The 13,243-nt window shown below is 69.8% G+C and carries 11 protein-coding genes; 5 read left to right on the top strand and 6 right to left on the bottom strand.

What is annotated here, in order from left to right; translation table 11 throughout:
* The first annotated feature begins 850 nt into the window (after positions 1–850).
* Positions 851–3,043, top strand: coding sequence for a SulP family inorganic anion transporter (locus tag F4559_RS07660; RefSeq protein WP_184667059.1), 2,193 nt, complete (start codon positions 851–853; stop codon positions 3,041–3,043).
* Here the strand turns inward: F4559_RS07660 and F4559_RS07655 are convergent.
* The 3 genes from F4559_RS07655 to F4559_RS07645 all read right to left on the bottom strand — a co-directional run bounded on the left by F4559_RS07655 (position 3,024) and on the right by F4559_RS07645 (position 5,775).
* Complete coding sequence (locus tag F4559_RS07655) at positions 3,024–3,302, bottom strand: hypothetical protein (protein ID WP_184667057.1); 279 nt, start codon at positions 3,300–3,302, stop codon at positions 3,024–3,026. The two genes, F4559_RS07660 and F4559_RS07655, sit on opposite strands and share 20 nt — an antisense overlap.
* Before the next feature lie 337 nt (positions 3,303–3,639).
* The gene (gene gnd / locus F4559_RS07650) at positions 3,640–5,079 is read right to left on the bottom strand and encodes an NADP-dependent phosphogluconate dehydrogenase (protein ID WP_184667055.1); all 1,440 of its coding nucleotides are present in this window, start codon (positions 5,077–5,079) and stop codon (positions 3,640–3,642) included.
* A 93-nt stretch (positions 5,080–5,172) separates the two neighbouring features.
* Positions 5,173–5,775, bottom strand: a complete 603-nt coding sequence (locus tag F4559_RS07645; RefSeq protein WP_184667053.1) for a LysE family translocator — start codon at positions 5,773–5,775, stop codon at positions 5,173–5,175.
* 58 nt (positions 5,776–5,833) lie between these two features.
* On the opposite strand from F4559_RS07645, the gene F4559_RS07640 reads away from it, so the two are divergent.
* Positions 5,834–6,340, top strand: coding sequence for an Lrp/AsnC family transcriptional regulator (locus F4559_RS07640; RefSeq protein WP_184667051.1), 507 nt, complete (start codon positions 5,834–5,836; stop codon positions 6,338–6,340).
* 9 nt (positions 6,341–6,349) lie between these two features.
* Positions 6,350–7,729 (top strand): aminotransferase class I/II-fold pyridoxal phosphate-dependent enzyme, encoded by a 1,380-nt coding sequence (locus F4559_RS07635; RefSeq protein WP_184667049.1) that lies wholly within the window; start codon positions 6,350–6,352, stop codon positions 7,727–7,729.
* 15 nt (positions 7,730–7,744) lie between these two features.
* On the opposite strand, the gene tesB is transcribed toward F4559_RS07635, so the two are convergent.
* Together tesB and pyk are read right to left on the bottom strand one after the other, a co-directional pair.
* Positions 7,745–8,671 (bottom strand): acyl-CoA thioesterase II, encoded by a 927-nt coding sequence (gene tesB, locus F4559_RS07630; RefSeq protein ID WP_184667046.1) that lies wholly within the window; start codon positions 8,669–8,671, stop codon positions 7,745–7,747.
* 8 nt (positions 8,672–8,679) lie between these two features.
* Entirely contained in the window at positions 8,680–10,104 is a 1,425-nt protein-coding gene (pyk, locus tag F4559_RS07625) for a pyruvate kinase (RefSeq protein WP_184667045.1), read from the bottom strand.
* Between the two features lie 79 nt (positions 10,105–10,183).
* Between pyk and F4559_RS07620 the strand changes: the two genes are divergently transcribed.
* Positions 10,184–10,522, top strand: a complete 339-nt coding sequence (locus F4559_RS07620) for a VanZ family protein (protein ID WP_312865514.1) — start codon at positions 10,184–10,186, stop codon at positions 10,520–10,522.
* On the opposite strand, the gene F4559_RS07615 is transcribed toward F4559_RS07620, so the two are convergent.
* Complete coding sequence (locus F4559_RS07615) at positions 10,500–11,153, bottom strand: DUF2461 domain-containing protein (protein ID WP_184667044.1); 654 nt, start codon at positions 11,151–11,153, stop codon at positions 10,500–10,502. The two genes, F4559_RS07620 and F4559_RS07615, sit on opposite strands and share 23 nt — an antisense overlap.
* Before the next feature lie 58 nt (positions 11,154–11,211).
* On the opposite strand from F4559_RS07615, the gene F4559_RS36235 reads away from it, so the two are divergent.
* Complete coding sequence (locus F4559_RS36235) at positions 11,212–13,044, top strand: helicase-associated domain-containing protein (RefSeq protein ID WP_184667043.1); 1,833 nt, start codon at positions 11,212–11,214, stop codon at positions 13,042–13,044.
* Positions 13,045–13,243: the final 199 nt, after the last annotated feature.

Genomic DNA, 13,243 nt, shown 5'->3' with positions numbered 1-13,243 from the left:
GATCTCGACAGCGTCGAGATCAACCGAGTGAAGACCGGCCCAGCTCCGGCAACCGACAGCCGAGAGCGCCCAACAAGGCCAAGGCACGACCCTCCACCTGGACCAAGCCCCACCAAGCGCCACGACCGACAATCGACCGAGGTGGAGGCCGCAAGGCACGAGCTGCGGTGGACTGCGACACGAACCGCGAGTGACGCGCCCGGGCTCCGGGCTCCGGGCTCCGGGCTCCGGGCTCCGGGCTCCGGGCTCCGGGCTCCGGGCTCCGGGCTCCGGGCTCCGGGCTCCGGGCTCCGGGCTCCGGGCGAGCAAACCGGACCGCAGGTCCGATCCCCGCACCGACACGGCGTTCGGTCACGTGGCTCGAACAACATGACCGCTTCGACGCGCCTCAGCGGGTCCCGGACGAAGCGGACCGCCAGTCCGGTCGACCAACCCTCGTGACGGTGTCACGACCGGCACCAACACCAGGCAGACGATCGCGGCCGACGCACAGGGCGCGCAACGAAACACCGCCACGTCGACGTGGCTGCGAACAGAACCCGTCCACGTATCCCCAACGTGCACCGAGCGGCACACGTCGACGCGGATGAGACGATCCTGCGGCACCCGAACGGGCAGCCACTATCGCGGGGCGGGAGTGGCCCCGGCGGCCACCTCCTGTGACGAGAAGACGAAGATCAACACATCCGGGTGGATCGGCTCCCGGCAACGGCGCTTCGTCGTCATCATGGGGGTGCCTCCCCCTGGTCCGAACACCTCCGGCGATCTCATCCGGCGGGCCCGGAAATCCCTGTCCGCGCGTTCGCGCGTCGGGATTCCGCGCACCCGTCGGCCGACCCGAAGGGGACCGATGAACCGCCCACGCCCGAACAAGTCGCACGCCGGCGAGCACACCACGCCCGGACCACCGCGCCTGTGGCGCACCGACCTCCCCGCCTCGCTCGTCGTATTCCTCATTGCCGTACCGCTCTCCCTGGGCTTCGCCGCCGCGTCCGGCGCGCCGCTCATCGCGGGTCTGGTGTCCGCGGCCGTCGGCGGCATCGTCGCCGGCGCCCTGGGCGGCGCTCCGCTCCAGGTCAGCGGCCCCGCCGCCGGCATGGTCCTGATCATCGGCAGCGTGATCGCCACCTACGGCTGGCCGGCCACGGCCATGATCACCGTCGGCGCCGGTCTCGTCCAAGTCCTCGCGGGACTGAGCCGCGTCGGCCGCGCCGCCCTCGCACTCCCACCCGCCGTCGTGCACGGTCTGCTGGCCGGCATCGGTGTCACGATCGCCGTCGGCCAACTCGTCGTCCTGGTCGGCGCGGACGCCGCACCCAGCACGACGACCAACCTCTCGCTTCTCGCGAGCGCCACCCCGGTACCGGCGGAACTGCTGGTCGGCACCACCGCGGTGATCGTCCTGCTGCTGTGGCCGCGGCTACCGCGCGTCGGCTCCGTGCCGGCACCATTGCCCGCCGTCCTGGCCGCCACGCTCGTCGGCACCACGCTCCCGGTCGCCCGCGTCGACCTGCCCGGCAACCCGTTGCACGACCTGGCACTCCCGCGTCTCCCCCACGGGTCGGTGTTCGGGATCGCGGTCGCCGTGGTCACGGTCGCGGCCGTCACCGCCGTCGAGTCACTGCTGTCGGCCGTCGCCCTGGACAAACTCCACGACGGCCCGCGCGCCGATCTCGACCGTGAACTGGTCGCCCAAGGTGTCGCGAACGCGGTGTCGGGCGCGTGCGGCGGGCTGCCGCTCAGCGGTGGTATCGCCCGCAGCTCCGCGGGCATCGCCGCGGGTGCGCGCGGTCGGGCCACCCCGATCCTGCACGGTGTGTGGATAGCGGTGTTCGTCATCGCTCTCGGCGGCCTGTTGGAGAGCATCCCGTTGTCCGCACTGGCCGGCGTCCTGCTGGTGATCGGCGTGAAGCTGGTCAGCCCCCGACGCATCCGTACGCTGTGGCGACACGGTGAGTTCGCGGGTTACGCGGTGACCGCGATAGGCGTCACGGTGTTCGGTCTCGTGTCCGGCGTGCTGCTCGGCGTCGGTGTCGCGGTACTGCGCAGCCTCTACCGGTTGACCCACAGCTCGATCAAGGTCGAGGACGATCTGGACGGTCCCCGTGTCGTGATCCGGGGCGCGTTGGTGTTCCTCGCGGTCGGCCGACTGGTGCGCGTACTGCGCGACGTCCCGCTCGGCCTGCGGGTGACGCTCGAGCTGCACATCGACTTCCTGGACCACGGCGCGTTCGAGGCCATCGACGAGTGGCGCACCGGCTACGAACGGCTCGGCGGGCACGTCGACGTCGACGAGGTGCACGACACGTGGTTCAGCAAGGCGCGCGGCGGAACGCCGGCACTGCGCCGCACTCCGCCGTCACCGCCGCCACGGTGGTTCGCACCGTGGTCGCATTGGCAACACGCGCACACGCCTGTGACGCTTCCGCGTCAACGTAACGGGACCGACCCCCTGATCCGCGGCATGCACGAGTTCGAGCGCACGACCGCGCCGCTGGTCCGCCCGTTCCTCACCGAACTGGCCGAGCGCGGTCAACGTCCCAAGCAGTTGTTCATCACGTGCGCCGACTCCCGGGTCGTGCCCAACCTGATCACCACGAGCGGTCCGGGCGACCTGTTCTGCGTGCGCAACATCGGCAACCTGGTACCGGTCGACGGCGACGACTCGGTCGCCGCCGCGGTCGAGTACGCGGTCGAGGTACTCGCCGTCGACACCATCGCGGTGTGCGGACATTCGGACTGCGGCGCGATGAAAGCGCTGGTCGACGGTAGTGTCACGGCGAAGTCGAAGCTGTGGAGCTGGCTGCGCGCGGCCGAGTCGAGCCTGATCCGGTTCCACCTGCCGCACGGGTCCGACCTGCCGCCGGTCGAACGGCTCGCCGTGGCGAACGTGGCCCAGCAGCTGGACAACCTGCTGTCCTATCCGTGTGTGCGGGAGGCGGTCGACGCGAACGCGTTGCGCCTGGTCGGCATGTACTTCGACATCGCGGCCGCGCGGGTGTACCTCGTCGACCGGGACCGGCTCACGCCCGTGCGGGCCTGACCTCGGCGCGGTGCGCGGCGAACGCGCCGACCCCGATCCCGACCAGGGCCGCCGACACGTGCCCACGGCACCGAAGTCGGGCACCGCGCCATACCAGGTCGCGAACAGCGACGAACACCTGAACACAGGGTGGCACGCGCGACAGACCGGGTACGAGAACGGTCACCGCGACCGCCACCGTGAACGCGACGCGACCCACCCCGACGTCCACCGCCGAGCGGAGGTCGTCGGGGTGGGCACTCGACACGACCACCGACACGGTCGGTCACGTGCGTCGCGCCGGCGTGTCCGACCAGGACGACGCAGACGGCACGCCACCGGCCCATGACGCGTTCCAGCGCACCGAGACAGACCACGAACCATGACGGGATCGTGTTCACGGCACTGGGATCGAGCACGGACGCACGGCCGGACATCGCAGCGTTCACCGGGCGGTCGGCGAGGTTGCGCGGGTTGGTACTCAGCGGCACCCTGACCTGCGTCGACATTCCGTCCGCGAACACGAACCGCATCAGGAACACCACGGTCAGATACCCGACCGTAACGCGATGGCGTCGCAACAGGTCACGTGCCCGGCCGTGGTGCGGCGACGTGCGTCAAGCGTCCACTTGGGACCGGTCACCCGACCAGAGCGTGTGAAAGCTGCCCTCACGGTCGACACGTCGATACGTGTGCGCACCGAAGAAGTCACGCAGTCCCTGGACGAGGGCCGCTGGCAGCCGCTCGGAACGCAGCGCGTCGTAGTACGCGAGAGCCGACACGAACCCGGGCACGGGCACGCCCGCGTTGATCGCCTTCACGACCACCCGTCGCCAAGCCTGTTCGGCGCGCACGACCGCGTCGCGGAAGTAGTCGTCGACCAGCAGCGAGGGCAGATCGGGGTTCCGGTCGTACGCCTCGCGGATGCGGTCGAGGAACCGCGCGCGGATGATGCAGCCGCCACGCCAGATCGTCGCCGCCGCGCCCAGGTCCAGGTCCCAGCCGTACTCCACGCTCGCGGCACGCATCTGGTCGAAGCCCTGCGCGTAGGCGACGACCTTCGACGCGTACAACGCCAGCCGCACGTCCTCGACCAGGTCGTCGTCGGGCGACGGGATCACCTCGGACGCGCCGAACGCCGCGCGCGCCGCCGCACGTTGCCCGACTCGCCCGGACAGCGAACGCGCGAACACCGCCTCGGCGATGCCCGTGACCGGAACTCCCAGCTCAAGCGCCTCCTGCACGGTCCAACGGCCGGTGCCCTTCTGCTCGGCCTCGTCCGCGATCACGTCGACCAAGGCCGCCCCCGTGTCGGGGTCGACGTGACCGAGCACCTCGGCGGTGATTTCCACCAGGTACGACTCGAGGTCGCCCCGGTCCCAGTCCCGGAACACCTCACCCACCTCGGCGGGCCCGCGACCGCCGACCCGGTGCAGCAGGTCGTACGCCTCGGCGATGAGCTGCATGTCCGCGTACTCGATGCCGTTGTGCACCATCTTCACGAAGTGGCCCGCGCCGTCGGGGCCGACGTGCACGCAACACGGCACGCCGTCGACCTGCGCGGCGATCGACTCCAAGACCGGTCCGACGTGCTTGTACGACTCGGCCGAACCACCGGGCATGATCGACGGACCGTTGAGCGCGCCCTCCTCGCCGCCGGAGATGCCGGCGCCGACGAAGTGCAGACCGCGTTCGCGCAACGCCGCCTCGCGTCGGCGGGTGTCGGCGAAGTGCGCGTTGCCACCGTCGATGACCATGTCGCCGGGTCCGAGCAGCGGGGCCAGTTCGTCGATCACGGCGTCGGTCGGCGTGCCGGCCTTGACCATGATGATGATCTGACGTGGCGTGGCCAGGCTCTCGACCAGTTCGGACAGGGTTTCGGCGGGGACGAACTCGCCCTCGTGGCCGTGCTCCCGCATGAGCGCCTTTGTGCGGGCGGGAGTGCGGTTGTGGACGGCGACGCGGTAGCCGTGCCGGGCGAGGTTGCGCGCCAGGTTGCTGCCCATGACGGCGAGCCCGGTGACGGCGATCCGCGCGGGTGCCTCGGAGGTGGTCATCGCCCAAGCCTGCCGAAGTCGGTCGGTCCGCGCACGTGCCCGTGACACCGACAACGCGAACGAACGATGACGTTCTCCGATACCGCGAGGTGGTCAGATCGCGAGCACCGACGCGGCCATGCCGATGAGTGCGGTACCGCACACGCGCTCGAACACGGGACGGACACGTGGACGGTTCAACAGGGCGGCGAGCCGGGACGCGAGCGGCACGACGATCGTCCAGAAGACCGCGAACACGCCCACCGTCACAGCCGAGAGCAGCACGGCCTGCGGCAGCGGCGGCGCGGTCGGGTCCATCGCCTGCGGAATGAGACTGAGGAACGTCAGCATCACCTTCGGGTTGAGCAGATCGCACAGGAGACCGCGGACGAAGACGGAACCGGTTCCTGTCGCGGAGTCCGCGACAGGAACCGAATTCCGTGCGCTTCGCAGTGCCACGAAACCCATGTAGGCGAGGTACGCGGCACCGATCGCCTTGACCGCCACCAGCGCGGCCGGGAACGCCACGACCAGCGCGGACAGGCCGACCGTCGCGAGTACGGCGTGCACGAGCAACCCCGTCACGACACCGCACGCGGCGAGCACACCCATGCGCACGCCACGCACCGCGCTGCTCGTCACGAGCACGAAGTCGGGTCCGGGGACGATCGTGATCACCACGAGCGCGAGCAGGAAGGAGGTCCAGGCGATGTGCACGCCTCAGGTGTAAGCCATCTGTTCGGCTGTTGCGAGCATGCCCGTAGACTGTTCGGTTGTGACCGATGTTGCCGAATTGGATTCGGTCGATTGGCGAATTCTGGAGGCGTTGCAGAACGACGCCACGTTGCAGAACAAGGCTCTCGCCGACCTGGTCGGCCTCGCGCCGTCGACGTGTTTGCAACGCGTACGCCGCCTCAGGGAACTGGGTGTGATCACGGGCTTCCACGCGGTGGTCGACCCGCGCACCGCCGGGCTGCCGCTGGAGGCCGTGGTGTCGGTCAACGTCCGTCCGCACACCCGACCGGTCGTGAACGCGTTCCGCCAGTTCGTCATGGCACAGCCGGAGACCAGGTCGCTGTTCCACGTGAGCGGCACCGCGGACTTCCTGGTGCACATCGCGGTAGTGGACAGCACCCACCTCCAGGCGTTCTTGATGGACAAGATCGCATCACGCACCGAGGTGCGGAACCTGACCAGTTCGGTGGTCCTGGAACGGGTCGAGACGCGCGCCCTCACCCCGCCCGGAGACCGGCGGCCCAGCCACCGCAGGCGGCGCGTCTAACGTGCGGGCATGCAGCCTGACGAGTTCCGCCGCATCGGCCACCAGGTCGTCGACTGGATCGCGGACTACCGCGAGCGCGTCGACCGACTCCCGGTTCTGTCCCCCGTCGAACCCGGTTGGGTCCGGTCGCGCCTGCCCGAGTTGAACGAGCGGGGCGAGGGCTTCGACGGCCTTCTCGCCGACCTGGACGCCACGATCGTGCCCGGCACAACGCACTGGCAGCACCCGTCGTTCTTCGCCTACTTCCCGTCCAACGCGTCGCTGCCGTCCGTGCTCGGCGACCTGCTCTCCACCGGTCTGGGCGCGCAGGGCATGCTCTGGGCCACCTCCCCGGCCGCGACTGAACTCGAACAGCACCTGCTCGACGAACTGGTCGGCGCGATGGGACTGCCCGACCGGTTCCGGGGCGGCGGCGTCATCCAGGACACCGCGTCGTCGGCCGCGCTCGTGGCGCTGCTCGCGGCCCTGCACCGGTCCGGCACCTGGCGGCAGTCCGGTGTGGACGGCACGGAGACCGTGTACGTGTCGACGCAGACGCACTCGTCCCTGGCGAAGGCCGCGCGCATCGCGGGTCTCGGAGAGGATGCCGTCCGGGCGATCGCGGTCGATCCGGTGACACAGGGCCTGGACGTGGACGCGCTTGTGAGACAGCTCAAGTCCGATGTGGAGAACGGGCGCAAGCCGGTGCTCGTGTGCGCGACGATCGGCACGACAAGCACGGGCGCGATCGATCCCGTCGACGCGATCGCGGACGTGTGCGCTGAACACGACATGTGGCTGCACGTCGACGCGGCGTGGGCCGGTCCCGCCGCACTGTGCCCGGAGCTGCGACACTTCTTCGCCGGTGTAGACCGGGCCGACTCGTTCTGCGCGAACGCGCACAAGTGGTTGTTGACCGCGTTCGACCTGTCGCTGTTCTGGACCGCGCACCCGGCCACGCTCGTCGACGCGCTCACGATCCTTCCGGAGTACCTGCGCAACGCCGCGACCGAATCCGGTGCCGTCGTCGACTACCGCGACTGGCAGATCCCCCTGGGACGCCGGTTCCGCGCGCTCAAGCTGTGGTCGGTGCTGCGCTGGTACGGGCTCGAAGGCCTGCGCGCGCACCTGCGACGGCACATCGATCTGGCCGAGGGGCTGGAGGCACGCGTCGAGGCGGACGAGAACTGGTCGCTCGTCACGCCGCGGTCGCTGGCTTTGCTCGTGATCGCGCACCGCGACGGGGACGAGACCACCAGACGGGCCATGGACGCGGTCAACGCGAGCGGACGCGCGTACCTCACGCACACGGTGGTGAACGGACGGTTCGCGATCCGCATCGCGCTCGGCGCGGAGGCGACCGAGGAGCGGCACGTCACCGCGGTGTGGGAGGCCCTGCGCATGGCGTAAGACCGGCAAGTGCCGTCAGGGCAGCACGCGCAGCAGACCCTCCTGGACCACGGTCGCGACCAACTCGCCACCGACGGTGAAGAACCGTCCGGTGGCGAGACCGCGGGCACCGGACGCGGACGGCGACACGCAGTCGTACAGGAACCACTCGTCGGCCCGGAACCGGCGGTGGAACCACATCGCGTGGTCGAGGCTCGCACCGAGGACCTTGTCCGTGCCCCAGTAGACGCCGTGCCGCACGAGCACGGAGTCGAGCAGCGTGAGGTCCGACGCGTACGCCAGCACGCACACGTGCAACATGTCGTCGTCGGGCAGCTTGCCGTCGGCGCGCATCCACACCTGGCTGCGGGCCTCGCCCGGCCCGTCCTCCCGGGCGCGCCACGGCGGCTCGGTGACGTACCGGATGTCGAACGGACGCGGCATGCGCGCCATGCCGAGCTTGTCGGCGTACCCGGCGACCGATTCCGCGTAGGTGGGCAGCGACTCCGGGTCGGGCACCGCGGGCATCGACTCGGCGTGGTCCATGCCGGGCTCGTCGTGCTGGAAGGACGCGGACAGCGAGAAGATCGCCTTGCCATGTTGGACCGCGACCACACGTCGAGTCGTGAACGACCGGCCGTCACGGATGCGATCGACCTCGTACACAATCGGAACCGACGGGTCTCCGGGTCGGATGAAGTACGAGTGCAACGAGTGCACGCGACGCTCCGGTGGAACGGTCCGACCGGCCGCTACAAGGGCCTGCCCGGCGACCTGGCCACCGAAGACCCGCACGGGCGACTCGGCCGGGGAGACACCCCGGAAGATGTTCTCCTCGATGCGTTCCAGATCGAGCAGCGTCACCAGGCGGTCGAGCACGGGCTGCCCGTGCGGTACGCCGTCGGTGTCCAGTGGGACATCCGAGAAGCCGGTGGCCGCGGCGGCACGGGCAGCCTCTGTCACGTCAACTCCTAGGCGTGGTCTTCCTCCCCCAGGCGGTGCACCCGGATGAGGTTCGTCGAACCGACGGTGCCGGGGGGCGAACCCGCGACGACCACCATCAGATCACCCGGCTGGTACCGGCCGATCGACAGCATGGACGAGTCCACCTGCCGGACCATCTCGTCCGTCGAGTCCACCTTAGGCACGAGGAACGTCTCGGTACCCCACGTGAGAGCAAGCTGACTGCGCACGCTCTGCTCCGGCGTGAACGCGAGCAGTGGCAACGGCGTGTGCAGTCGGGCGAGCCGTCGCACGGTGTCACCGGACTGCGTGAACGCGACCAGCGCCTTCGCGTTCAGGCGCTCGCCGATGTCACGCGCCGCGTACGAGATCACGCCACGCTTCGTGCGCGGCACGTGCGTCAGCGGCGGCACCTCGACCGACTCGGTCTCGACCGCCTCGATGATCCGGCCCATGACCTTGACCGACTCGATCGCGTACCGGCCGACCGACGTCTCGCCGGACAGCATCAGCGCGTCGGCGCCGTCGAGCACGGCGTTCGCCACGTCGGACGTCTCGGCGCGGGTGGGCCGCGAGTTGGAGATCATCGAGTCGAGCATCTGGGTCGCCACGATCACCGGCTTGGCGTTCTCGCGGGCGATCTGGATCGCGCGCTTCTGCACCAGCGGCACGTGCTCCAGCGGCAACTCCACGCCCAGGTCGCCGCGGGCGACCATCACGCCGTCGAACGCGAGCACGATCGCCTCGAGGTTGTCGACGGCCTCGGGCTTCTCGATCTTGGCGATCACCGGCCGCCGACCGCGGCCGACCCGGTCCATGATCTGGTGGACCAGATCGATGTCGGCGGGCGAACGCACGAACGAGAGCGCGATGAAGTCCACGCCCAAATGCAGGGCGAACTCCAGGTCCTCGATGTCCTTGTCGGACAGCGCGGGCACGGAGATGTCCATGTTCGGCAGCGACAGGCCCTTGTTGTTGCTGACCGGGCCGCCCTCGGTCACCTCGCACACCACGTCCGGGCCCTCGATGGCGGTGACCACGAGGCCGACCTTGCCGTCGTCGACCAGCAGCCGGTCGCCGACCTTGGCGTCGTTGGCGAGCTGCTTGTAGGTGGTGGAGACCCGGTCGTGCGTGCCCTGCACGTCCTCGACCGTCACCCGGACGATGTCGCCGGTGCGCCACTCGACCGGGCCGTGCGCGAACCTGCCGAGGCGGATCTTCGGTCCCTGGAGGTCGGCGAGAATGCCCACCGCGCGGCCCGTCCGGTCCGCAGCCGCGCGGACCAGGTCGTAGACCTGCTTGTGGTCGGCATGGCTGCCGTGGCTGAAGTTCATCCGGGCCACGTCCATGCCGGCTGCCACCAGCTCGTTGACCTTGTCCTCGGTCGCGGTGGCAGGACCCAGCGTACAGACGATCTTCGCGCGTCGACTCACGTGACGAGAGCGTAGTACGTGTCACTGGACCGATCAGGATGTACCCGTGGGTAATCTGCGGGGTGCGGGGAGAATCGGCGTGGTGTCGCCGAGATTCCTTCCGTTCGTGGCCGCGTTGTCGCTCAGCGTCGTCGTGCTGTTCATGCCGCAGTCCGGTGTCCCGTCCTCGTGGCCGGGCATGGACAAGATCGTCCACCTCGGACTGTTCGCGTTGTTGGCCGTCACCGGGCTGTTCGCGCTGCCCCGCACGCCCGTGCTCGTCGGACTCGTCGGTTACGCCGTGCTGTCGGAAGTCCTCCAGGGCCTGCTGATCGTGCTGGGCCGCAGTGCCGACGTCGTCGACGGACTCACCGACGTGGCCGGCATCGGCCTGGGCTGGTTGGCCTACCGGGTGGTCAGCGGAATCCGATCCCGGTGAGACCGATGTGGTCGGCACACCACTCGACCAGCGGGTTCAGCTCGCGCCACGCGGAGCGGACGCGGTCCAGGCAGCCGGGTTCGTGCAGCAGGTCGTCCGGCGGCCAGGTGCGTGCCAGGTAGATCCGGCGGTACTTGAGCAGGTCGATGCGCGGGTGATCGGGCGGGAAGCCGCGCGGCGCGCGTTTGAGCACGTCGCCGCGCAGCTCCCAGCCACGCCCGACGAGGTCGGCGATCAGCGTCCGCAACACGCCGCCGCGCACGTCGTCCGCGACGGATTCGCGGTACCGGCTCAGTTGATCCGACGCCATCGCGAACGACCCGCCCGCGACGAACAGCCCTTCGGTGCCCAGCTGCACGTAGTGCGCGCCGCCACCGCGCCCCAACTCGACGACACCTCCGCAGTGGTCCTTGTACGGCGTCTTGTCGCGGGAGAAGCGCACGTCGCGGTATGGACGGAAGACCTTCCCCCTGCCGAACTCCGGTTCGAGGACGGCGAGCAGGGCCTCCATCGGAGCCCGCACGTCGGACAGGTACACCTGTTTGTGGTCGTCCCAGTACGCCTTCGAGTTGTCCCCCACGAGTCCGTCGAAGAAGTCGACGGCATATTCGCCGAACCCGGTGAATTCCACGGTGTCAGCTTACGTTTTCCGCACGCCCGCCGGTCACCGACTGTGCATAATCAGCGCGGTGGGAAGGACAACCGCGCTCGCGGTCTGGTTGACAGCACTCGACTTCGGACACCTGCGCGACGTGCTGACACGGCGCCCGGACGCCGCGGCCACCAGGCCGCACACCCTGCGGGCACTCGCCGAAGCCCTGCTGGAACCGACATCGGTCGACCGTGCCGTCGACACCCTTGACCAGGGATGTCTCGACGTCCTGGACACGGTGGTCGCACTCGGCTCCGACGCGACCGCGGACGCGGTCGCACACCGGTTGCGCTGCACCGGCAAGGCGTCGCGGTCGGATCTCAGACGGGCGCTGACCGAGTTGCGCACGTGTGCGCTGGTCTGGCCGGATGGTGACGCTCTGCGCACGATCCCCGATCGGCGGCCGACCGCGAAACCACGTCGGATCACGTCCGCGCCACGCGCACCACGTCGCGTTTCCGTCGATCGCGCGACCGTCGACAACGCCGCGACAGAAGCGGCGACCGCGCTCGTCGAGGGGATCGGACGGCTACTCGAACACTGCGATGTGCACCGTACCGATTCGCGTTCACTGCCCGGTGCGCGTGACGCGAATCCGCACACGGCCCGGTTTAGGTACACGCTCGCGTCGCGCGCCGGGTTGCTCGCCACGGTCGACGACCGCGTGCTGCCCACGTCCTGGGCCGACGCATGGGCGGACGCGCACCCCGCCGTCCGGCTGGCACGTCTCGTCACCGCGTGGCTCGCGGACAGCCGTCACCGGAGCGTTGTCGCGCGACACGCCGAGCTCGCCGACGGCACGGCGTTCGCGGACCGGGACGAGGCGGTGGCCGACCTCGTGTGGTCACGACGCGGCACCGCGGTCGTGCTCACCGAGGCCGAGGAGGTGGGATTGATCGCGTCGGGCGCTCTCACCGGACTCGGCAAGGCGGCGCTGGACGGTGTCGTCGACGAGGCCGCCGACCAGTACGTGCACGCCGAAGTGTCGCGCGTGCGGTTCCTGCCCGACCTGAGCGTCGCCGTGCGCGGATTGCCGAACCGTGCACTGGGCCGGGTACTCGGACGGTGCGCGGAACACGACGGCGTGTACTGGCGGTTCACGGAACAGTCGGTGCGTCGCGCCTTGGACACGGGACGCGACTCCGTGCGTGTACTCGCGGAACTGTCCCAGGTCGGCGACGTCCCCCCGGAGCTGGACACGCTCGTGCGTTCCGTCGCGCGGCGACACGGGCGCGTGACGGTGACCGCCGTGGCGTGTTGCGTCCGGTCCGACGACCGGGACCTGCTTTTGGAGCTTCTCGAGCACCCGAGGTTGACAACGTTGTCGTTGGAGGCGCTGGCACCGACCGTGCTCGCGTCGGCCAAGCCGGTGAAGGAGACCCTCGCCCGGCTGCGGGCGGCGGGCTACGCACCAAGCGGGACAGGCGTGGACGGCACGGCGACCATCGAACGCGCGCCTCGCGAACGCGGCGAACCCGCGCCTCCGCCGCCGCGATCGAGGACCATCCCCCTGGCCGACCGCGAGTTGACCGCGCTGGCACTCGCACTGTCCGGCCGCGAACGATCACGCGCGACGCCGTTGCGTGCGGACCTGCGTCGGGCCGGGACCGCACGCATGTTGCGCGATGAGTCGCTCGTCCTGCGTGACTCGGAGGTGGCGTTGCTCGCGGACGCGTTGGTGACACGCACGTGTGTCGAGATCGATTTCGCGCACGGTCCGCGTACCACGACGAAGCACGTGATCACACCGGTCGACCACGCGGCGGGCAACCTGAAGGCGAGCCTGGAACCGCGCGGTGAGCACCACGAGTTCGCGGTCGGGCGCATTCGATCCGTACGCGAGGTCCGTGAGATGCGAGAGGTCCACTGATCGCGACAGAAACGGACCAGCGGTCCGGTTGTGGCGGGTCGGCACGATACGGACCGATGGTCCGCGCCCTGGGATCGTGACCGGGTTCCGCGGACGTGGCCCAGTCGACCGACGATGACGGGAAGAGAACGGCGGCGACGACACCGGGCCGACTCGTCGACATGTGCGTGTCACCGACAGCGTGCATGTCGAGTGAGAG

This window comes from Saccharothrix violaceirubra, from assembly GCF_014203755.1.
GTDB classification, from domain to species: domain Bacteria; phylum Actinomycetota; class Actinomycetes; order Mycobacteriales; family Pseudonocardiaceae; genus Actinosynnema; species Actinosynnema violaceirubrum.
Note: the sequence above shows the minus strand (reverse complement) of the source record. Positions and strands in the feature narration are given on the sequence as shown.

What these genes read in the sequence shown, in the direction of transcription:
- F4559_RS07660 (WP_184667059.1), top strand. Translation starts at nt 851, where the DNA reads ATGAACCGCCCACGCCCGAACAAGTCGCACGCCGGCGAGCACACCACG.
- gnd (WP_184667055.1), bottom strand. Translation starts at nt 5,079, where the DNA reads ATGACCACCTCCGAGGCACCCGCGCGGATCGCCGTCACCGGGCTCGCC.
- F4559_RS07635 (WP_184667049.1), top strand. Translation starts at nt 6,350, where the DNA reads ATGCAGCCTGACGAGTTCCGCCGCATCGGCCACCAGGTCGTCGACTGG.